Origin of the sequence: Paracandidimonas lactea (genome assembly GCF_021653995.1) — a bacterium.
Lineage (GTDB): Bacteria > Pseudomonadota > Gammaproteobacteria > Burkholderiales > Burkholderiaceae_B > Allopusillimonas > Allopusillimonas lactea.
In genome coordinates this window covers 242,926-263,118 of record NZ_JAJJOZ010000003.1, presented here as the reverse complement: position 1 = coordinate 263,118, position 20,193 = coordinate 242,926, and the positions used below count along the sequence as shown (strand labels likewise).

Below are 20,193 nucleotides of genomic sequence, written 5' to 3'. Positions count from 1 at the left end.
CCAGCCGCCCCATGGGCGGCGGGCCACACATCCGCGCGTGGTTCCCAGGCTCGGCGTCCCGGTATGCACACAATGCAAAATGGGCCGACCGCCCCGCAGAAAAGGCGGCCGGCCCGGCCTCTTGCAAGACCTGTGCGGAAAAACCCGTCAGGCGGCGGGGACGACGAAGTTGATGTTGTTCAGTTCGCCGGTATAGCCGACGAGCTGGATCAGGCCGTCGCCGGCCTGGAGCGCCATATCGTCATTCTGCACAAAGACGAAAGTATCGCCGTTGTGCTGGAAGGACGTCCAGCTATCGACCTCGACATTGGCGCTCGCGGTTTCCAGCTTGGCCATCAACGTGGCGTTGGCGTCGACCGCAACATCCACGTGCGCACCCGTAAGCACATCGCCTGTCAACTCGCCCGGCGTAGCACCTTCGCCGCGTGAGCTGAACGCCAGATTGTCGCCGGTATTGAAATCAACCACCCGCATTGCGCTGCCCAGCACGCCTGCTTCGCTGGAGACATCCTTCAGATTGGAAACTTCCTCGGTAAACTGAATCCAATTGTCGCCCTTGTCGGCCAGAATCGTCATACCCAGGTCGCCATCCAGGTACAGGGTATTGTTACCCGCGCCAAGATCAAGAATGCGTTCGGCACTGGTATGGACAATTTGCGTGTCGTCAGCCAGTTCCACCGAAACGCCCAGGACGTCGTCGCCCCCGCCCAGCGTCACAGTCCATCCCGGCAGCGATGCATCCTTGTCCTCAATGATTTTGATGTCGCTGTTGACCGTGGTCGTGGTCGTCGCAGTGTCAAACGTAGCCGCGCCGTCGGCTTCCACAGTGATAGGGCCCACATGCGTGGTGCCCTCGCCATCGATGATGATCTGCTGCAGATGCTGGCCGATAGGCGAATTGGGGCCCAGGTCGATCTCACCTTCCGTCACAGTCTTGAGCGCAATGTTCTGCATGACTTGGGCAAGCACGGACAGATTGACCGTGCTGTTGGTAAATGCCTCTTCCAGCGGGATGCCGGGTTGCAGCGCGGCCGACTGCGACACGTCCAGATCAAAATTGATCACCTCGCCATCCAGGCTTGCGCCCTGAACAACAATGCCGCGCTCGGCCAAGTATGCGATGAGCGGCGCGGCAGCCTCCTTGATGGTCTCAAGCGTCAGGCCCGTATCGCCAGCCCCGTCGCGCAGGCGCAGCAGGTCCGACGGCGTAATCTCGAACGTCGTCTGTCCGTCGGGGCTGGTAAGCAGCACTTCGCCCGTCAACGCAAGCGTCATGCGGTCGCCGGTACGGAATGCCTGGGCCTTGGCATCGGCGCTCCACGTGAATGGAACCGATCCGAAGTCGGTCACAAAGGTCATCGTGCCCGACGCGTCATCGAGATCGGCGCGAAGTACGTTGGGGTTTCCATTGGCTTCGCCATGTGGCGGGCCGAGCTTGATGTCGTCGACATTCGCCACTGTTGTCGCAGTGGTGCCAACATTCTGGACCGCGCTGAAGAGGGAATCCTTCACTGTGGACGCGAAGTCCGAGGTCAGGGCCTTGTCAAAGAAGTTATCGAAGCGTAATGCCATTACTACCTCCCGAAGGGTTTACAACAAACGAATGGGAGGTTCGATGCTAGCAACGCGCACACGTGCACATATGACAATCCGGTTTCGATAGGAGTTTGTTCTGGTTTAAATGTAAAAGCCGCAGAAGACACATCCATGCGGCTCGCAACGCAATCGACCATATACCGATGGCCTAGGCCGTTTGTATCAGAACAGGCGCCGCAACCCAGGAAAAGCCTCGTTGCATGTACGTCAGATTGACGACCGCATATGACAAGCAGAGAAGGCTTTCCGGTGGATGAGCCCGGGTGGTTTTCAGTCGGTGGGCAAGCGCCTGAAGGCGGGCTCGGCGGGCGCCCTGGGGCGGGAAGGGCGATGGACGCCCATGGCGGTAAGCAGGGTAGCCTGGTTGCCTGGATGGCGGGGAAAGAGATATCGAAGCACAACTGCCCGCGACGCAAACGAGAATCATACGGTTATCAGACGAAACTCAGACAGCACCCGCTTTCGTTACGCATCTCAGTTCAGCGTTGCCGACAGGCTCAGAGAATCTGCGACAACAAAGGTGTCTTGCGCACTGACAACTTGCATATCGGAAGCCTGCACACCGGCGGCTTGAATACTGGCGGAAGGCCGGGGCCACGGGCGCGCGTGCGGCGCCACCGCCGCCTGTCTGGCGGGATCCAGCGCAATCGTCCGGGTCAGGTAGGCATTGCTGATGGCATCAAAATCCGCGCTATCCAACTCACCGGCAACATGTGCCAACTGCAGCCAGGCCAGTAGGTACTCCAGGCGCGCCTGTGCCAACGCCGCCTGGGCCCTGAACAACAGATCCTGCTCATCCAGCACTTCCAGGTTGCTGCCCACACCGTAGGAAAACGCCTTCCGGGCGGCCATCACACTCAGCTTGCCCGAGGCCACGGCAGATTCCAGGGCGCGGATCCGTTCGGCACCATTGGTGACATTGCTGTATTGGCGTGTGGCATCGGCCAGCGCCTTTTCCCGCGCCGCATCCAGTTCAGACTGCCGTTGGCGGTATTCATTGCGCGCCTGCGACACATTGGCCGAGGTATACCCGCCCGTGAAAATCGGTATGGCAACATGCAGGCCCACTACATAGGTATTGGACCGCTGGCTGAGCGTAGACAGATTCTCGCTGTCCGCATTACTGTAGCTGGCAACCAAGTTCACCGACGGCCAGTATTCGCTCCGGGCCTGCTCCACACCTGCCTGCGAAACATCCACCGACGCGCGCGCAGCCTGCACAGAAGGATTATTCTCGCTGGCGCGCCGCAGCCATTCCCGCAGGTTTGCTGGCTCCAGCGGCAGTAGCGTAAAGGCTTCGCCCAGCCCAGCAATCGCGTCGGGTGCAAACCCGATCATGGCCTGCAACTCACGCTGCGCCACCAGCAGCTCATCCCGCGCGGCGATTTCGTCCGCGCGCGCAACCGCAAGCCTGGCAGCGGTCTCTTTTACATCTGTGGCCGTGCCTGCATCACGCGCGAATCGCGCCTGCTGTGTCTTGTGGCGATCCTGCAGCGTTGCCACACGGGCCTGCTGCAACGCAACGCGCTCATGCGCGAGCAGCACTTCAAGATAGGCGGTAGCCACACGTGCCCCCATTTGCTGCTGCCGCACGGTAAAGGTTTCCGCCCCTTCGCGCGCCATGGCCGCGCCGCGCTTGTAGCCAGCATATCGCCCATAATCCAACAGAGGCTGCTGCAACTGTACGTAGGCATTGGATGAGTCATAACTCACGTCCGACGACGTACGTCGCCCCAGAAAATCGGGCTGCTCGATATCGCCATTGATACGGCTGCGTACATAGCCCGCCTGGATCTGTGGCAACAGGCCGGCACGACCCTGCCTGCGCAGCGTATCGGCCGCAAGGCGCTCGCTGATGGCTGCCTTGTAGCTCGGGTCGTAATCCAGCGCCATGCGCCATGCCTGGGACAGGTCGAGCACGCCCGCGTCCGGCTGCACCGCTGGCCGCGCCTGCGCCGCAGCTGGCGCCGCGCCGGCCCCCTTGCGGGCATCGGAAAGTGTCGCCGACCCTTGCAGCGTAAGCGCCGCCGGCACATCCTGCGCATGCGCGAGGACCGCTGTCAGCGCGCTGAGCGCCATACCGACGCACAAGGCGAGCAGCAAGGCTCGCAAAAACATGAACATGTTCCGCATGCATCCCGCCCGGCCCGCGCGCACACAAGCTGGCAACGCGTTCTCCGCGTCACCGGCATGCAGTTCACGATTGGCCAATACAGACATCCAGCACCTTGAAGATCGACGCCTGCAAGGCGCCGGTTGGTCGGTGAAAAGAAGCAAAGTGAAGCAGCACGTTATTACAGCCGCAGCAATATCCAGGCGCGCAAACGTTACGTTTGTTATACGTTCGCAACTGTGGCGCTGGTGGAAACAGCCGCTTATGTTCGCGCCGGTGCCGTTGTTACAAACGTCCGCACCGTCTTGCGCGCATCTCGCGGCATAAGGGTCGCGTAAGGAACAGAAGCAACAGCAACATCGGGCCACACATTGCCACGGAACATTAACCATTCGGCGGATATAGTGGATCAGCACATTTTCCGGCATGTCACCGGGCCGCATGACAAGCGCATTACAAGGTAATCAATGACATCATCCCGCCGCACCGAACTTGGCGAAGCGCTATACCGGTTTCGCAAGATCTTCTACAGTCTTGCCGCGTTCAGTTGCGTGATCAACATTCTGGGCCTGACGCCCGCGCTCTACATGCTGCAGGTGTACGATCGCGTTCTAGCCAGCGCCAATCAAACCACGCTGTTGATGCTCACACTGCTGGTGGTAGGGCTGTACCTGCTTTCGGCATTGCTGGAGTTCGCCCGCTCGCAGGTACTGATACGCGTTGGCAACCGTTTCGACATGATGCTCAACCAGCGCATTTTCACCGCATCCTTCGAGCGCAATCTGCGCCGCGCCGGCGGCAACCCCGCGCAGGCGGTGCAAGACCTGACCAATCTGCGCCAGTTTCTCACCGGCAACGCGCTGTTCGCCTTCTTCGACGCACCATGGACGCCCATTTATATTGCTGTGACCTTCATGGTGCACCCGCTGCTGGGGCTCATCACGCTGCTCGGCTCTCTCGTGCTGATCGTACTGGCCTATATCACCAACGTTGTCACGCGCAAGCCGCTGGCCGAGGCCAACCAAGCGTCGATCTCGGCCGCCGCCTTCGCCAACAACCACCTGCGCAACGCGGAAGTGATCGAAGCCATGGGCATGCTTCCGGGCCTGCGCGCCAGGTGGTTCGGCCAACACAACCGCGTGCTCGCGCTGCAAACCCAGGCCTCCGACCGCAACGCGCGCATCAGCACCTTCAGCCGCTTTGTCCGCATCTCGCTGCAATCGCTTATCCTCGGCGCAGGTGCACTGCTCGTGATTGAAGGCAGCATCACCGCTGGCATGATGATTGTTTGTTCAATCCTGATGGGCAAGGCGCTGGGGCCCGTCGAACAGGCCATCGGTGCATGGCGACAGATGCTCGGCGCCCGCCAGGCCTATGCACGCCTGGACGAAATGCTGATCGACGCGCCGCCCCGCGGCGATACACTGACACTGCCCGCGCCCACCGGCCACTTGCGCCTCGAAAACGTCATCGCTACCGCGCCGGGCGGCCAGAACGCCCTACTCAAGGGCCTGTCCTTCGACATCCCCGCCGGCGATGCGGTCGGCGTTATCGGCCCATCGGCGGCGGGCAAGTCCACACTGGCCCGCATACTCGTTGGCGTGTGGCCCGCACGCGCGGGCACTGTACGGCTGGATGGCGCCGACGTCTACCTGTGGAACAAGGACGAACTTGGCCCGCACATCGGCTACCTGCCTCAGGATATCGAATTGTTCGAGGGCACGATCGCTGAAAACATCGCACGCTTTGGCGCCGTGAATGATGAGCGGGTGATCGAGGCCGCTCAGCGCGCAGGCGTGCATGACATGATCCTGCATCTGCCACACGGCTACGACACCAGGCTGGGCACCGATGGCGCATCTCTGTCTGGCGGACAGAAGCAGCGCATTGCCCTGGCGCGGGCACTGTACGGCAGCCCTGCGGTGTTGGTGCTGGATGAGCCCAACTCCAATCTCGACGATAGCGGCGAAGCCGCGCTGGTAAAGGCAATCGCCGATGCGAAGCGGCGCGGCGCCACGATTGTCCTGATTACACATCGTATGAACGTGCTCAACGCCATGGACAAGCTGCTGGTGCTGCGGGACGGCGCGCTGGCCCTTTACGGGCCGCGCGACGATGTATTGAATGCGCTGCGCCAGCAACAGATCAAAGCCGCCTCGTCCACGGGGCAGCGCAACATCGCTGGCACGGGCCCCGCCATTCCGGGCGCCCCCCTGCATATCGTTGGCAACCCGCAGGCCTGACATGACCGCATACATAGAAAACGCACCCGCCGCCGATGCACTGCCCCGCGTCGATACTGACTTCACCGCGCCGCTGCGCTGGGGCCTGGCCGTGCTGCTGCTCGGCTTCGGCGGCTTCGCGGCATGGGCCGCCTTCGCACCCCTGGATGCGGGCATTACCGCCAATGGTTCAGTGAAGGTGGCAGGCAACCGCAAGGCCATCCAGCACCAAGAAGGCGGCACCATCGATGAAATACTGGTGCGCGAAGGAGACCACGTGAAAGCGGGCCAGACTGTAGTGCGGCTGAACGCCACCCGCGCACAGTCCGAGCAAAGCGCGGTGAGCGCCCAGTACATTACCGCCGCCGCCATCGAGGCCCGCCTGATCGCCGAACGCGACGGCCTGGACCGCGTCGAGCCGCTGTCTGCCGCGCAAGAACGCTTTAGCAATGACCCGCGCTTTGTGCGTGCCATGCAGGCCCAGCAGCGGCTGTTCGAGACCCGCCAACAGGCACTGCGAGGCGAGATCGACATCCTGAAAGAAAACTTGAATGGTGCGCGACAACAACTGGCCGGCTTGAACAAAGTACAGTCCAGCCGCAAATCACAGATCGGCTACCTGAACCGCGAACTGGAAGGCGTGCGCAGCCTGGCCAAAGAAGGCTACCTGCCCCGCAACCGCATGTTTGAGCTTGAACGCAACGCGGCCCAGTTGAGGGCGGCGCTTTCATCCGACGCGGTCGAGGCCAGCCGCACGCAGAACCAGATCGCCGAACTGAAACTGCGCATCCTGCAGCGCGAACAGGAATACCAGAAGGAAGTGCAGTCGCAGCTTTCCGATTTCCACAAGGAAGCAGCCACCTTGCATGACCGCCTGCGCGCGCTGGACTATACCGTGACGCAGACGGACATTCAGTCGCCGGTGGACGGCTATGTGCAAAACGTCAGCGTGCACACGGTCGGCGGCGTGATTGCGCCTGGCGCGTCACTCATGGAAGTGGTTCCCCAAGACCGCAGCTACCTGATTGAGGCGCAAGTTCCTGTGCACGCCATCGACCGCATGGCGCCGGGCTTGGACGTGGAAATCAGCTTCCCCGCCTTCAACCACGCCCACACACCGAACATACCGGGCAAGGTGCGCACCGTGTCGGCCGACCGCCTCGAAGACGAAGAAACCGGAACGCCCTACTACCTGGCCCAGATCGAAGTGACGCCGGAAGGCGTGGATATGCTCAGCGCCAACACGATACGCCCCGGGATGCCGGCATCGGTCATGATCCGCACAGGAGAGCGCACCATGCTCAGCTACTTGCTCAAGCCTTTCCTTGATCGTCTGGACAAATCCTTCAAGGAGCAATGATGCGAGGATCGCTACTGATGCGCACGGCGTTGCCCCTTGCTGCGCTGGCCTGGGCCCTGGCACACGCGCCCAGCCATGCAGCCGGGCCGACCTCGGCGGAAACCCGCGCCAGCGGCGGCACCGCACCTGCGACTGGCGCCAACAAGACATCGACGCCATCCGCCGCAGACACGCTGACGCTGGCGCAGGCCTGGCAGGCGGCCCTGCACCACGATCCCACATACCAGGCCGCGATCAGCGAACGCGAAGCTGGCCAGGCCCACCGTGCAATGGGGCGAGCCGGACTGCTGCCGCAGATCAGCGCATCGCTGGGCCGCAGCAAGATGCGGGGCACGCTTGAAACCCCCAGCCCCTTCGGCGGCGGAACGCGTAGCGAGGACCTGAACTACACCATCAGAACCAATGAAATCCGCGCTACGCAGACGGTGTTCAACTGGAGCCGCTATGCCGAATACCGTCAGGGCCACGCGCGTGCGGACCACAGCCTGGCCGTCTTCGACACCAAGGCGAAAGACACCGCTGCCCGCTTGGTCAATCGCTACTTTCAGGCTTTGCTCACGTATGAGAACGTGCGGCTCGCCCAACATAAACTGGACGCCGACGAGAAGCAGCTGCACGCCGCCCAGCGCCGCTTCGACAACGGCGAAGGCACCATTACCGATATCCGCCAGACCGCATCGCGACGCGACATTTCACGCGCCGACTTAATCGCGGCCGAAGACGCCATGGTGGTCGCACAACGAGAGCTGCAAGAAATGGTAGGCGCCGCGCCCCAGCGCTTGGCAACACTAACGCCAGGCTTCCAGCCCCGGCCATTGTCCCCGCCCACGCTGGAAGAATGGCAGGCTGCGGCCCTTGCCAACAATGCAGAAATCCGCACCGGAAAACAGAACGTACGCGTCGCCGCCGCGGAGGTTGACAAAGCGTTCGGCGGCCACCTGCCTACCCTGGACCTGATCGCGGCTCGCCGCGTGGTCAGCAATGAAACCATCGCCACACGCAACCAGGACAGCCACACCACCGCCGTTGGCTTTCAGCTCAATCTGCCCATCTATTCCGGCGGCCTGACCAGCGCCCAGGTAGATCAGGCCGAACACAACCGCGATCGCACCACCCAGGAACTGGCCGCCACCCGTGAAAACACCTCCGTCGAAGTCACCAAGCAGTATCACGCCGTTCTCAGCGGGGCCCAGCGCATCGACGCGCTCATCGCGGCCGAGCAATCCGGCGCAGAGGCGGTGCAAGCGATCGAAGCCGGCTATCAGGCCGGCACGCGCACACTGACAGACATCCTCGACGCACAAGATCAGTTGTACAAATCGCGTCTGGATCTTGTGCAGGCGCGGCTGGAGTATGTACAGGCAAGGCTGATGCTCGCAGGCGCTGCGGGGCGGCTGGATGACGCTGCCATCAATGAAGCGAGCACCCAGTATTTTGGTGATGCGTGGGCGGCATTGACGCCAGGGCGCACTCAATGCCCCGATTGCAGGGTCAACAGCGCACGCGCGCCGCAGCCCACGGTAGCGCCGACGCCTGCCTCGTAAACTGCGCACGCCAATATCGGCGCATCGACACCGATATCAGATGCCAAGACCCATGGCGTCGTGGCCGTGTGCCCGCCACTATCGGCCGTTGCCTACATCAGGACGCTCGCTTCTGCCCTCAGCCTCATCTTTCCGTTCTGAAATGCTGCGCGGACGATCCGCATCGGTCAGCGGATAGGCGTCGGCCACATACGCAGGCCCTTTCATCAACTTGATGATCAGCGCCCCCGTGGCCACCATGAACACCGCATTCAGATACAGAATCAGCGTTCCCACCGCATACACGGCGTACTTGGACAAGTAAAGCAAATAGCTCATCGAGCTGCTGCCACCGGCCTGCAGCCAGCCCAGCAGCGAGGGCCCCATGAACACCACGATCCCCAGCAATGCCGCGCCGGGCGTCCAACGCAAAATCGTACGCTCCAACCCCGCCGGCTCACCCGGCCGGCCGTATCCCGGAAGTTTCCTGAAGATTCTCATCACATGCACCTGCAGAGTCGTTCATTCCATCGTACTGCAGCGGTACAACATGGGCTGAGCACCCGTCGGGAGAGTGCTACAAAGGGTGAGCCTACGCAGCCCTGCGCCTGCCGACCTGCCTCGTGGCTACTTCGACACCAATCGCACTATCGTGTCCCGCAGCCACTGGTTCAGTTTCGAAGCTTCGTTCTGCGCACTCCAGGCCATAATCATGCGCGCGGTTCGCAGCGCTTTTGGCAGCTTGATCTGCACCAGGTCGAAGTGCTGTTGGTATTTATCGGCCATCTGCTTGGGCATAGTAGTGGCGTAATCGGACTCAGCCAGAACATAGGGCGCGAGGCCAAAGCTGGATACATATGCGCTGAAACGCATAGCGTAGCCGGTGTTGGCCAAAGCCCGGTCAAAATTCGTTTGCTTCCCGTACATGTGCGAGAACGCTAGCCACTTCACGCGAGACAAATCACCCAAGCTCAACTGGCGCCTGCCGCTCAGCGGGTGGTGTCGGGACACCACGCACACGCGCTCGTCGTCAAACAGCACCCGCGACGGAAACCGAGCGGGTAAGTCCTGAAACAAGCCAATCGCAAGATCCATCCGGGCCGAATCCAGATCATCGGGGGAGAAATCGCCATGCACTGGCTGAAAGCGTACGGTGAGCCGTGGCGCGGCGGCCTGCAGAGCCGTGGTTAGCGGTGCCGCAAGCAAAAGCTCGATGTGTGCGGCAGCGCCAATGTTCACCACGCCAGACAGCTTTTCTGGCTGGAAGATTTCATCCGAGCCCAGCGCGTCTTCCAGACGACGCAAAGCTGCGTGCACGTGCGCGTGAAGTGCACGCGCATGCTCTGTGGGCACCAACTGTTTTCTGATCACGACAAACAAGGAATCGCCCAACAGCTCTCGCAGGCGCGCCAAGTCGCGACTGATTGCCGGCTGGCTTTTGTTTAAATCCCGTGCGGTGACAGTAACGCTGCGCGTTTGCATCAGCGAATCGAAACACAGCAGCAGCGGCATGCTTACCCGCCGCAGCATTGAAAAACCAGACGGCACCCACGAAGAGAGTATAGGCGTATTCAAGGTACGTGCTCCAGTGCCTGCGGAACAGCAACGGCATCGTCTATGCATATCGATTTTGGTATGCATGTTATCAGAAACAATCATTATTGAAATATATGGAGCTTGACTAGAATGCCCTGATCCATACATGCATACGCGGAGACAGACGATGACACTCAACCACACCCGATACTCGAGCAAGGCAATTGCCGCTGTGGCGGCCACTGTAGTCCTTATTGCGTCCCCGACCGTCCAATCGGCCGAAGCATTTCCGCAGAAACCGGTGACGATTGTGGTTCCCTTCCCCGCGGGCGGCACGCCCGATATCATCGCGCGCGCCCTCGCCGATAAGGCACGCACGGCGCTGGGTACGTCAGTCGTCATCGAGAACAAGGGCGGTGCAGGCGGCAGCATAGGGGTACAGTATGTAGCGCGCAGCAAGGCCGACGGTTATACACTGGTCATGTGCGCCTATAGCTGCGCGGTTACACCATCGCTCTATACGCCTGCGCCATACAGCATTACAAAAGACTTTACCCCGGTGATGCTCGTCGGCACCGTACCCAGCGTACTAGTTGTGAACCCCAAGGTGCCCGCAAAAACCGTAAAAGAATTCATCGCTCACGCCAAGGCCAACCCCAATACACTGAACGCGGCATCGTCGGGCATAGGCGGCTCCGCGCATATGGCGCTGGAGTTGCTCAAGCGTGAGGCTGGCGTCGATATCGCCCATATCCCCTATAAAGGCGCGGGACAGGTAGCGGGCGATCTGCTGGGCGGCCAAGTCGATATGTATTTCGACAACCTTCCCGCGTCGCTGGCCAGCATCAAAGACGGTCGCCTGAACGCCATTGCCGTTGCGGGCAAGGAGCGCGCCAAAGCCATTCCTGATACCCCCACCTTTGCTGAGGCGGGTTACCCAGGAATGCAGGTTTATCCATGGTTCGGGATCCTGGCACCCGCGGGCACGCCTTCCGCAGCTATCGAAGCATTGAACCACGCCCTGAACACGGCCCTGAACGACCCCGATGTCAAAACCCGCATGGGCAGTCTGGGCGTGGATCTGGCCGGCGGCGCACCCCGCATTCTCGGCGAGTTTCTGGACACCGAAACCCGGAACAACGCCCGATTGATCAAAGAGAACAGCATTACCGCGGAATAAGCTCGATGCCGCACTGTGCCACACACCGCCCTATCTGCCTGCGCGCCTTAGGCTCGTTTCATATCGGCGGGCGGCAGGTTCAGCTTTCGGGGCAGCCGAGCTTCGAACAGATCATGAGCGAAGGCGGGCAGCCGGTGAAAATCGACCTGAACGGCACCTATGTGGTCGAGCAGATGTACGTGCAGTACTTCCTGCCCCACGCCCCGAACGGCAAGGGGCCATTGGTGCTCTGGCATGGTGGCGCGATGACCGGCGCGGCTTGGGAAACCACCCCCGATGGCCGCGACGGCTGGCTCAACTACTTTCTGCAGCAGGGCTGGGACGTTTATCTGTGCGACGCTGTCGAACGCGGCCGCTCAGGCTTCGCCCCCACCCCGACCATCTGGCCGGCACCGCCGATCATCCAGACCGCGGATGATGTGTACACCCGTTTTCGCATTGGATACGGCCCGGGCAGCTACCACACCGACCCCGCACTGCGAAGGCCATACCCAAACACTCGCTTTCCGGTTAACCATTTTGACCAGTTCTGCAAGCAGATGGTGCCGCGCTGGACGCATACCAACGCCGCGATGATTGCTGCTTTTCAGGCCCTGCTGGAACGCATCGGCCCCGCCTCTATTGTCTGCCATTCACAATCCGGCCCCCTGGCGCTCAAGCTTGCCTGGCAGCACCCCCATCTAGTACGCAGCCTGGTCGCCATTGAACCGGCCGGCATCCCGCATGAGCGCAGCCCGCTCAGCGCCCTCCCCACCCTGATCGTACTAGGTGGCAATATAGCGGCCGATGACCGCTGGAGCATACTCGCAGCGCAAATACAGGCATTTATCGACTGTCACGCCAACGCAAGCCTGCTGTGGCTTGAAAAACAAGGCATCGAAGGAAACTCTCATGTCATGATGCTGGACAATAACAGCGATGATATCGCCGGTATGGTTCACGAATGGCTGGCTGCAAGAACATAAAACCGCCGGTTGAAATACCAATTGATGGAGCAGCTTTAGCCGCAAAGCGTATGCTGCGGCACCGTCAGTTGATCCGTACCTCATACCGGAAATTCTGGGGCCGGCCGTAAGACACGCGGTATTCGATTGGACCGCCTTGTAGATTACGGGCGATGCGCTCGATTTTGACGAGCAACTCGCCCCGTCTGCTGCCAAGGTACTCGTCAGTATGGTCGCTGACAAAAGATAGAGTTTCGACTGCGGACGACACAAACTGGCCGCAGACCTGGTCGTAAAAGGGATACAACAGGTTGCCAAAACGCTCGAGCGGCATGTCGGCCAGTTTGGCGAACAGCGCGTACGGAAGCCAGATGCTTTCGCTCAGCACCGCCGCATGTTCGACCAATCGTACGCGCTGCAGGTGAATGAGGCGATCGGCAGGGCCCAAGCCAAGCCGTTGATTGATGAAACTCACCGGATCAGCAATGTCGACCTGCTTGACCACCCCTGTAGGCACAACCGGTTCGCCAGCCTGGTTTCGATAGCGAAAAAAGCGCAGCAGAGAATTCTTGAAATCGGGGCGCTTGATGAACGTACCCTTACCCTGGACCTTTACCAGCAACCCGTCCTTGACAAGGCGCTCGACCGCTTTGCGAATGGTCCCGACCGACACGTCGAACTCCGCAGACAAGACCTGCTCTGTGGGAATGGGCGCGGCGGCGTCCCAGACATGGTCTGCAATACGCGCCTGCAGGGCCAGGCGAACCCGCTCGTAGCGTGGAACGCTGAGATCATCCAGAGACGTGGAAACGGCTGCGGGCGGGTGCATGGACGGATAAAGGAATCATGGCGCGAAGCCGAACAGTTTCAAGGCGTTATCCCCCAGGACCCGCATACGCAAAGCCTCGTTAGGGATCAGCGAGTTTAGGAAGCCTATTGTTGCGTCGTAGTGTACCTGATCGTCATGCTGGGTATGAGGCCAGTCACTGCCCCATACCAGCCGTTCATGCATACCGCGCTCCAGCAGCAGTTGCAATGCTTCATGCGCATGACGCTCGCCTTGATCGCCGTGGCCCAGACGGTAATAACCTGAAACCTTCACCCAATGGCGCTCAGGGTCCAGCATGCTGAGCGCGGCTCGATAATCAGCATCCGCGATGCCCTTGGCAGGATCAACGCGTCCCAGGTGGTCGATGACAACTGGCCCTGCGTAGTCGGCAAGACCAGACAACAATGTGCGCAGGTAATCAGGTGGGCAATGCAGTTCCAATTGCCAGCCCTGCTGCCCCGCGCGAGACAGGAAGGCCTGCCAGCGCGGATCGCGCAGATTCGGCAGCGGCTTGCCAAACAGGTTCAGACGCGCACCCACGATGCCCTGGCGCGTCAACGACTGCAGCGCCGCTGCATCGATATCCGTTGGCACCACGGCAATGCCTTTCAAGCGATCGGGATGCGCAGTGATCGCGGCCAGCATTTCGCTATTGTCCACGCCAAAGAAGCTGGGCTGGATCAGGACACCATACTGAATGCCGTGGCGATCAAGGTTGGTCAGGTATTCGGTCACCGTCGCGTCCGTGGACGGACGATAGCGGGCATCTGCAATAAATGCGCCGTGCCTAGAAAAGATATGGGCGTGCGTATCTACTATTTTCATTGTCTGGATTCGCCCTGTCACAGAATAGCCTGGAGAATCACTGCAGCAACCAGCGCTGCCGCGAAGCCCAGCGGCACAGCACGGAACAGCAGATCATTAAAAAGCGCGGCTTTGTCCGCATCCTGCGGTGCCGAACCGAGGATCAGGCTGCCGCCGGACGAGAAAGGCGAGATGGCCGACGATTGCGCACCGACGATGATGCACACGAACAGAATCATGGGGTTGTAGCCAGTGGCCGCCGCGATGGCCGGCACAATCGGGAACAATGCTGGCGTCACGACGCCCAGCGTGCTGGAGAACAGCGACATGATGGCGCCGATGATGCACATGGCGAGCGGAATCATCATGACCGGAATTGTGGCCGACACCCAGTGCGACAACACATCGATCACACCTGCTTTAATAGCCACCTCGATCAACATGCCCACCCCGCAGATCATGATGAGCGTGCCCCAAGGCACGGCGGCAACTACTTTCCTCTCGTCAGCGAGCTTCAGAAACAGGCTGATCACCGCAAAAATAATAGCCAGGAACGCAATATCAATCTTCGAGTTCAGGTACTTGATCTGAGCACTGTCCGGAAACAGGATGCTGAGCATTGGCACCACGAGGAGGATCGCCATCAGCGTCACAATCAATATCAACGATTGCTTCTGCTTGCCGTCAAACGGTGCCGGTTTTTCGGCGGCAATCTGGATATTCAGCCCGCCGCGACGCAGCAGCAGGTAGCCGCCAATGACCACTATAGGCAGCAAGAGTGTCGCTGCAAAGGCCGCCGTCGCATTGGCGAATGCATCCGGTGCGCTGACGCCGGCCCGCTCCATCAAGCCGCGAAAGATCACACCGCTTTGCGAGGTCATGAAGTTGGCGCCTGCCAGGGCTCCATAGTTGACCGCCATGCCGCCAATCACCTTACTCATTCCGGTTTTCTGGCACAGCAGCAGCGTCATGGGCGCCATAAAAGCCAGCACCGTATAGAACCCGGCTCCCAGCGCGGCAATAAGGGTGGCCGCCGCGAAAACCGCCAAGGGCAGCGCTGCCGGAAAACGCCGACAGGCATATAGCAGATGATTGGCCAGTTTTTCGAGGGCGCCATTGGCCATCGCAAAGTTGTAGAACAGCGTGACAGCCAGAATGATGAAGAAGATTTTAATGGGCCAGAATTCGATGACCTGGGAAGACTTCATCCCCATGCCGAAACTGCCGATCAGGTAGGCAAAAATAATGGCGAAGAAACCAATGTTTATCTTGGTTTTGTAGCCGACCGCGATAGACAGCAGAATCGCGCCAATGATAACGAGCGTCATAGTGCATCCTTTAATAGCGGACGAATTCTATCATCTAGTTATATATATGATCATATGATAATATTAGGGTATACCCTTGCTTTTTTATAAATAGAGGGCACGCCCTAACTTCCGCGAACGCTGGAAAAACGCATAAGCTCACGAAGCCAACACATCACGCAAACACACCACCGACCCTTGCGGCACGTGCGACGGCCGACCTGAAGAACAGCCGCCGGGCGGGCGATGGATGCGGGTAAAATAATTTCTTTTACTTGTCGTATCTCTACCGGCCTCGTCTTAAGTCCGTTAAAGGGATGCTCCAGATCCGTGCACGATGTCGACACGTTTTGCTCGGCATGTGCAAACGGATCTGCCTTTTGTTCGCGCCACCACATTGGCAGGCGCCAGCCAGGGCGCGGCTGACTTACTCGCAAGCCAACAATCTCCGATGGACATACGCCGCATCCAGAACAGAATAAAAGCGTGGCACGACAAATTGCCGCTGCATTGGGTGCTGGCGGTGCTGGTGGCCATCAACGGGCTGGCGCTGCTGCGGCCAGGCCTGGACGCCATTTATGTGCAGCACCCGACGTCATGGACAGGATGGCTCGATGCCGCCAATGTGCAGGCTTTCATGGGGTCGCTGGGCCTGCCCATGCTGTTGCGAATTGTGCTGGGCGGGGTGCTGGCCGTCATGGCGCTGGGCCTGATATTGCGCGCGCGTATAGCGTGGGCGGCTGCGCTGCTTTTGCTTATCGGCAGCGTCATTTATTATCTGCTGCGCACGCATACTTATGCCGGGTTGGTCGGATACACGGTCATCCTGGTGGTCATCCTGCTGCTCTATTGGCGACGCTTCGACCGATCCAGCGTCGCCGCGGGCAGCCTGTTTGCCACGCTTGGCATCACGTCTCTGCTTATTTATGCCGTGCTGGGGTCGCTGTATCTGGGTAGCGAGTTCAAGCCGCCAATCGAAGATGCAGCCACGGCGTTCTATTTTTCCATTGTGTCAATGTCCACCGTCGGCTACGGCGACATCACGCCCCACACCGCTGCCGCCCGTCTGTTCACTGCATCCGTCATCATCCTAGGTATTACTGTGTTCGCGACATCGATCAGCGCCATCGCTGGCCCTGTCATCGGCGGAAGAATCCAGCATCTGGTACACGGAAAGCTACACAAACCTATGCGCAAGAACCATATCATCATCGCGGGCGTCACGCCGCTTGCCCAAAACGCCTACCGTGCACTGACCTCCCGCGGCCATGAAGCCACGGTCATTGTGCCGAACGGCGCCAGCCACGACTATCCCGACACCACAGATATCCTGGTGGGCGATGCCACGGACGCCGAAGCATTGAAAGAAGCAGGCGCGGAGCATGCACGCTACATCATGGCGCTGCACAGCGACGACTCGGAAAACGCCTTCATTGTGTTGGCGGCCAAAGAAGCTGGCGGCCCGGGCACACGCAGCGTTGCACTGGCCAACACCCTTACTCACGTAAAGAAAATCCAGCGCGTCAACCCTGATATCGTTTTCTCGCTTCAGTCCCTAGGCGCCGAGATTCTCACGCGCATGGTAACGGGAGAAAGCATAGACGATGCCTTGCTCGCGAATATGCTGTTCTCCCCCCCGAAGGGCGAGAAGCCCACAACCTAGGCGGGGGAACGCCCACACATCGATCCGGGGCGCATGTGCAATAACCCAGCGGGCACCGTCATCCGATACGGCCCTTTGTGCCTTTTTTCTATGCGTAAACCTCAATCGCTGCTTGCAAAAACACCTCTGCCAACTGCAGGCGCGGTGACGAGCGCGACCAGATCAGGCCAAACCGGCGAGCCGGGCAATTGCCAGGCAAAGGCAGACTGATGACGTTCAGACCCTGGCGCCAGAGATTCCATGCATTGGGCACAATCGCCACCCCCAAGCCGTTATGAACCATCAGGGAAATCGATTCTGTTGATGCCAGCTCAAACCGCTCTTGCGGGGCGATGCCCGCGCGGCGCAGATAATGCTCAATCTGCCGACCCACCCAGCTTTCGCGGTCATAGCGGATGAAGGGCTCGCGTCTCAGCAGCGCCAGCGCATCCCGTCCTGCGTATTGAGCCGGCGCGAGCAAACAGAATGGCTCTTCGCTCAACACGCGCCAACCCAAACGTTTGGGCATATCAAACGGTGGCTCCAGCGCGATGGCCGCATCAAGCTCGTTGGTTTCAACCCAAGGGTAAAACTGGGACGACAGCCCAGAGCGTATGGACACCCTCAAAGCAGGATAGCGCCCCGCGAGTTTCGCCAGAATATGTGGCACGGTGCTGTTGAGCGAGGTGTTGCCCGCCCCCAGCCGCAGCTCACCCTGAATGCCCCGCGCGTTGGCCAGTGCGGAAAGCGACCCGACGTCATCCAATATTTTCTGCGATGTTTCGAGAATGCGATGCGCCGATTCTGTCAGATGCACCGTCTTTCCGGATCGAGCCACTACGGGTGCACCCAACTGCTCGCCCAAAGCCTTTAGCTGCTGCGCGACGGCGCCATGCGTGATATTTAGCCGACGCGCAGCCTCGGCCATGGAACCGTAACGATGCACAGCGACCAGCGTGGAAAGAAAGTCTGTATTCATAAAACGATAGATTAACTATCTTTTAATACGAGTCAATAGGGCACTCGCCGCTGCACCATGTATGCATAATCCACGCAACAGGAGACCTTATTCATGCGCAGCAAGTTATTTGTTCCAGCATCTCGGCCGGAGCTTTTCCCCAAGGCCCTCGCCAGCGCAGCGGACGCACTCAGCTTCGACCTGGAAGATGCTGTCTTGCCGGCGAAGAAAGCGGACGCCCGCGAGGCGCTCTCTGATTTTTTAAACGGCGAGTTGCTTACAGCCGCCCGTCGACACGACAAACACCAGACAATCATCGTCCGCATCAATCCGCTCGGCAGTGAGCACTTCGATGCGGATCTGCGCGTCGCTTGTCACCGCAATGTCGACATCATCAATCTGCCCAAAACGGAGTCCGCCGACGATGTGCGGCGTTTCGCAGAATTGCTTGACCGCGCAGAACACGCCGCCAGCGGCACCGCGCGTGTGGCCAACATCGGCATACTCGCCAATATCGAGACACCGGCGGCGCTGGCAAATGCCGCCGCCATCGCCGGTGCACACCCGAACGTGTGGGGCCTCCAACTGGGGCTGGGCGATCTATTCGAACCGCTGAACATCGCGCGCTACGATGACCGGAACGTACATGCCACCATGTTCGCGCTGCGCATCGCATCCGCCCAGTCGGGCTGCATGGTGTATGACTCGGCTTATGCCGATGTCGGCAACCTGGATGGCTACCGTCGGGAAGCCCTGCAGGCTCGAAGCCTGGGCTTTCTTGGGAAGACATGCATCCATCCGAGCCAGATCGCTGTCGCCAACGATGTGTTCCAACCCAATGAACAAGAGATCGCGTGGGCCCGTAAGGTTCTGGAGGCATCGTCGAAGAACAACATCAACGGCGCATACCTGGTCGATGGCGTCATGATCGATGCGCCGTTTGTTGCACGCGCCCGGGACATTATCAAGCACGCGCGCTAGCGCCAAACCATCAGGGCTACGCCATACATCAACCAGCGCGGCACCAACGCGGCGTCAATGCACTAACCGTACACAACCAACGCATAGCGGATAACGCATACCCCATAACCAACACACCATCCATGAACGGAGACATGACCATGAGCGTGCTTTCATCAGTTTCTTCACTCGGCATGCTGCTCGCTGCCAGTACCTTGGCGCTTGCCGCCAGCGGCACCGCATCGGCCGCCAACCCGGACGCGGACGCGGCCAAGAACTACCCCGGTGGAAAGCCCATCACGATGGTGGTTCCCTACCCGCCCGGCGGTTCCAATGATTCGTTTGCACGCGCAGTGGGCGACAAACTGGGCCAAGCGTTGAACACATCCGTCGTGATCGTCAACAAAGGCGGCGCGGGCGGCAGCATCGGCGCCGCACAAGTGGCGCGCAGCGCGCCGGACGGCTACACGCTGGTGGCCGTATCGTCGAGCTTCACCACGAACGCCGCCATACAGGACAACCTACCCTTCGACGCCGAGAAAGATTTCAAAGGCGTGGCCCTGATGGCCAAAGGCCCTTTTATCGTGGCGGTGCGCAACGGCCTGCCCGTCAAGACACTGCCTGATTTGATCGCCTTGGCCAAGAGGCAACCGGGCGCCATCAATTATTCCAGCTCGGGCCCAGGCAGCAGCAACCAGTTCGCCACCGAAATGCTCAACACTGCGGCAGGCATCAAAATGACGCACGTGCCTTACCGCGGTATGGGCCCAGCAGCCGCAGCGTTGATGGGCGACCAGGTCGACGTGCTGGTAGCCAGCGGCCCATCTATCCTGCCGGCCCTGTCCACCGGCAAGGCCCGCCCCATTGCGATCACAAGTCGTGAAACCAGCCCTATCGCTCCCGAACTGCCGCCCGCTGCCAAAGCCGTTCCGGGTTATGAGTTCAACCTTTGGTGGGGCATTCTCGCGCCCGCCGGCACGCCCGATGCCATTGTCGAAAAACTCAATAAGACGGTCCAGCATATCGTTACCACGCCCGAGATGAAAAACTTCTTCGTGCGCGAAGGCGCGGAATACGCCACCGGCAGCGCAAGCGAATATCAGAAAATGATCCGGAGCGACATCGCTCACTGGAAGAAGGTCGCCGCCGAAGCGAACATCACAACGCAGAAGTAAGCCCGTTATTCACGCACTTTCATGATCCATATCACGGGCCGATG

16 protein-coding genes are annotated in these 20,193 nt (G+C 60.1%); 8 read left to right on the top strand and 8 right to left on the bottom strand.

Annotated elements, in window-relative coordinates:
• Positions 1–147 precede the first annotated feature (147 nt).
• Together LOL23_RS08065 and LOL23_RS08060 are read right to left on the bottom strand one after the other, a co-directional pair.
• Entirely contained in the window at positions 148–1,572 is a 1,425-nt protein-coding gene (locus LOL23_RS08065) for a hypothetical protein (RefSeq protein WP_160980248.1), read from the bottom strand.
• Between the two features lie 498 nt (positions 1,573–2,070).
• Positions 2,071–3,714 (bottom strand): TolC family outer membrane protein, encoded by a 1,644-nt coding sequence (locus tag LOL23_RS08060; protein WP_160980246.1) that lies wholly within the window; start codon positions 3,712–3,714, stop codon positions 2,071–2,073.
• Between the two features lie 462 nt (positions 3,715–4,176).
• On the opposite strand from LOL23_RS08060, the gene LOL23_RS08055 reads away from it, so the two are divergent.
• From LOL23_RS08055 to LOL23_RS08045, 3 genes are read left to right on the top strand one after another with little or no spacing between them, the layout of a single operon-like run.
• Entirely contained in the window at positions 4,177–5,952 is a 1,776-nt protein-coding gene (locus tag LOL23_RS08055) for a type I secretion system permease/ATPase (RefSeq protein ID WP_160980244.1), read from the top strand.
• 1 nt (position 5,953) lies between these two features.
• Positions 5,954–7,291, top strand: a complete 1,338-nt coding sequence (locus LOL23_RS08050) for an HlyD family type I secretion periplasmic adaptor subunit (protein WP_160980242.1) — start codon at positions 5,954–5,956, stop codon at positions 7,289–7,291.
• Positions 7,291–8,835, top strand: a complete 1,545-nt coding sequence (locus LOL23_RS08045) for a TolC family outer membrane protein (protein ID WP_237173449.1) — start codon at positions 7,291–7,293, stop codon at positions 8,833–8,835. Before LOL23_RS08050 ends, LOL23_RS08045 begins: the two co-directional genes overlap by 1 nt.
• Positions 8,836–8,913: 78 nt before the next feature.
• Here the strand turns inward: LOL23_RS08045 and LOL23_RS08040 are convergent, their stop codons facing one another.
• Both LOL23_RS08040 and LOL23_RS08035 read right to left on the bottom strand, forming a co-directional pair.
• Positions 8,914–9,315 carry a hypothetical protein gene (locus LOL23_RS08040; protein ID WP_160980238.1) on the bottom strand — a complete coding sequence of 134 codons (402 nt, stop codon included), beginning with the start codon at positions 9,313–9,315 and terminating at the stop codon, positions 8,914–8,916.
• Positions 9,316–9,441: 126 nt separating this feature from the next.
• Positions 9,442–10,389, bottom strand: a complete 948-nt coding sequence (locus LOL23_RS08035; protein WP_237173448.1) for a LysR family transcriptional regulator — start codon at positions 10,387–10,389, stop codon at positions 9,442–9,444.
• 148 nt (positions 10,390–10,537) lie between these two features.
• Between LOL23_RS08035 and LOL23_RS08030 the strand changes: the two genes are divergently transcribed.
• Both LOL23_RS08030 and LOL23_RS08025 read left to right on the top strand, forming a co-directional pair.
• On the top strand, positions 10,538–11,530 hold the full coding sequence (locus LOL23_RS08030) for a tripartite tricarboxylate transporter substrate binding protein (protein WP_237173447.1): 993 nt from the start codon (positions 10,538–10,540) through the stop codon (positions 11,528–11,530).
• 5 nt (positions 11,531–11,535) lie between these two features.
• Positions 11,536–12,495, top strand: a complete 960-nt coding sequence (locus LOL23_RS08025; protein ID WP_160980234.1) for an alpha/beta hydrolase — start codon at positions 11,536–11,538, stop codon at positions 12,493–12,495.
• A gap of 64 nt (positions 12,496–12,559) precedes the next feature.
• Here LOL23_RS08025 and LOL23_RS08020 read toward each other — a convergent pair whose 3' ends face one another.
• Genes LOL23_RS08020 through LOL23_RS08010 form a run of 3 tightly spaced genes read right to left on the bottom strand, consistent with a single transcriptional unit; the run spans position 12,560 to position 15,435 of the window.
• Positions 12,560–13,303, bottom strand: a complete 744-nt coding sequence (locus tag LOL23_RS08020) for a GntR family transcriptional regulator (protein ID WP_160980232.1) — start codon at positions 13,301–13,303, stop codon at positions 12,560–12,562.
• Positions 13,304–13,318: 15 nt separating this feature from the next.
• The gene (locus tag LOL23_RS08015; protein ID WP_237173446.1) at positions 13,319–14,128 is read right to left on the bottom strand and encodes an amidohydrolase family protein; all 810 of its coding nucleotides are present in this window, start codon (positions 14,126–14,128) and stop codon (positions 13,319–13,321) included.
• Positions 14,129–14,145: 17 nt separating this feature from the next.
• Positions 14,146–15,435 (bottom strand): SLC13 family permease, encoded by a 1,290-nt coding sequence (locus LOL23_RS08010; RefSeq protein ID WP_160980228.1) that lies wholly within the window; start codon positions 15,433–15,435, stop codon positions 14,146–14,148.
• Between the two features lie 316 nt (positions 15,436–15,751).
• Here LOL23_RS08010 and kch point away from each other — a divergent pair, with 316 nt between their 5' ends.
• On the top strand, positions 15,752–17,077 hold the full coding sequence (gene kch, locus LOL23_RS08005; RefSeq protein ID WP_439652075.1) for a voltage-gated potassium channel protein: 1,326 nt from the start codon (positions 15,752–15,754) through the stop codon (positions 17,075–17,077).
• An 88-nt stretch (positions 17,078–17,165) separates the two neighbouring features.
• Here the strand turns inward: kch and LOL23_RS08000 are convergent, their stop codons facing one another.
• Entirely contained in the window at positions 17,166–18,035 is an 870-nt protein-coding gene (locus LOL23_RS08000) for a LysR family transcriptional regulator (protein ID WP_160980226.1), read from the bottom strand.
• 93 nt (positions 18,036–18,128) lie between these two features.
• Here LOL23_RS08000 and LOL23_RS07995 point away from each other — a divergent pair, with 93 nt between their 5' ends.
• Together LOL23_RS07995 and LOL23_RS07990 are read left to right on the top strand one after the other, a co-directional pair.
• Positions 18,129–18,995 (top strand): HpcH/HpaI aldolase/citrate lyase family protein, encoded by an 867-nt coding sequence (locus tag LOL23_RS07995; RefSeq protein WP_160980224.1) that lies wholly within the window; start codon positions 18,129–18,131, stop codon positions 18,993–18,995.
• 140 nt (positions 18,996–19,135) lie between these two features.
• A complete protein-coding gene (locus tag LOL23_RS07990; protein ID WP_237173445.1) occupies positions 19,136–20,149 on the top strand; it encodes a tripartite tricarboxylate transporter substrate binding protein in 1,014 nt (337 codons plus the stop codon).
• The last annotated feature ends 44 nt before the right edge of the window (positions 20,150–20,193 follow it).

Bases quoted from the DNA above. Each gene is read 5' to 3' on its own strand.
- LOL23_RS08065 (WP_160980248.1), bottom strand. From the start codon at position 1,572: ATGGCATTACGCTTCGATAACTTCTTTGACAAGGCCCTGACCTCGGAC.
- LOL23_RS08060 (WP_160980246.1), bottom strand. From the start codon at position 3,714: ATGTTTTTGCGAGCCTTGCTGCTCGCCTTGTGCGTCGGTATGGCGCTC.
- LOL23_RS08055 (WP_160980244.1), top strand. From the start codon at position 4,177: ATGACATCATCCCGCCGCACCGAACTTGGCGAAGCGCTATACCGGTTT.
- LOL23_RS08050 (WP_160980242.1), top strand. From the start codon at position 5,954: ATGACCGCATACATAGAAAACGCACCCGCCGCCGATGCACTGCCCCGC.
- LOL23_RS08045 (WP_237173449.1), top strand. From the start codon at position 7,291: ATGCGAGGATCGCTACTGATGCGCACGGCGTTGCCCCTTGCTGCGCTG.
- LOL23_RS08040 (WP_160980238.1), bottom strand. From the start codon at position 9,315: ATGAGAATCTTCAGGAAACTTCCGGGATACGGCCGGCCGGGTGAGCCG.
- LOL23_RS08030 (WP_237173447.1), top strand. From the start codon at position 10,538: ATGACACTCAACCACACCCGATACTCGAGCAAGGCAATTGCCGCTGTG.
- LOL23_RS08025 (WP_160980234.1), top strand. From the start codon at position 11,536: ATGCCGCACTGTGCCACACACCGCCCTATCTGCCTGCGCGCCTTAGGC.
- LOL23_RS08020 (WP_160980232.1), bottom strand. From the start codon at position 13,303: ATGCACCCGCCCGCAGCCGTTTCCACGTCTCTGGATGATCTCAGCGTT.
- LOL23_RS08015 (WP_237173446.1), bottom strand. From the start codon at position 14,128: ATGAAAATAGTAGATACGCACGCCCATATCTTTTCTAGGCACGGCGCA.
- LOL23_RS08010 (WP_160980228.1), bottom strand. From the start codon at position 15,435: ATGACGCTCGTTATCATTGGCGCGATTCTGCTGTCTATCGCGGTCGGC.
- kch (WP_439652075.1), top strand. From the start codon at position 15,752: ATGTCGACACGTTTTGCTCGGCATGTGCAAACGGATCTGCCTTTTGTT.
- LOL23_RS08000 (WP_160980226.1), bottom strand. From the start codon at position 18,035: ATGAATACAGACTTTCTTTCCACGCTGGTCGCTGTGCATCGTTACGGT.
- LOL23_RS07995 (WP_160980224.1), top strand. From the start codon at position 18,129: ATGCGCAGCAAGTTATTTGTTCCAGCATCTCGGCCGGAGCTTTTCCCC.
- LOL23_RS07990 (WP_237173445.1), top strand. From the start codon at position 19,136: ATGAGCGTGCTTTCATCAGTTTCTTCACTCGGCATGCTGCTCGCTGCC.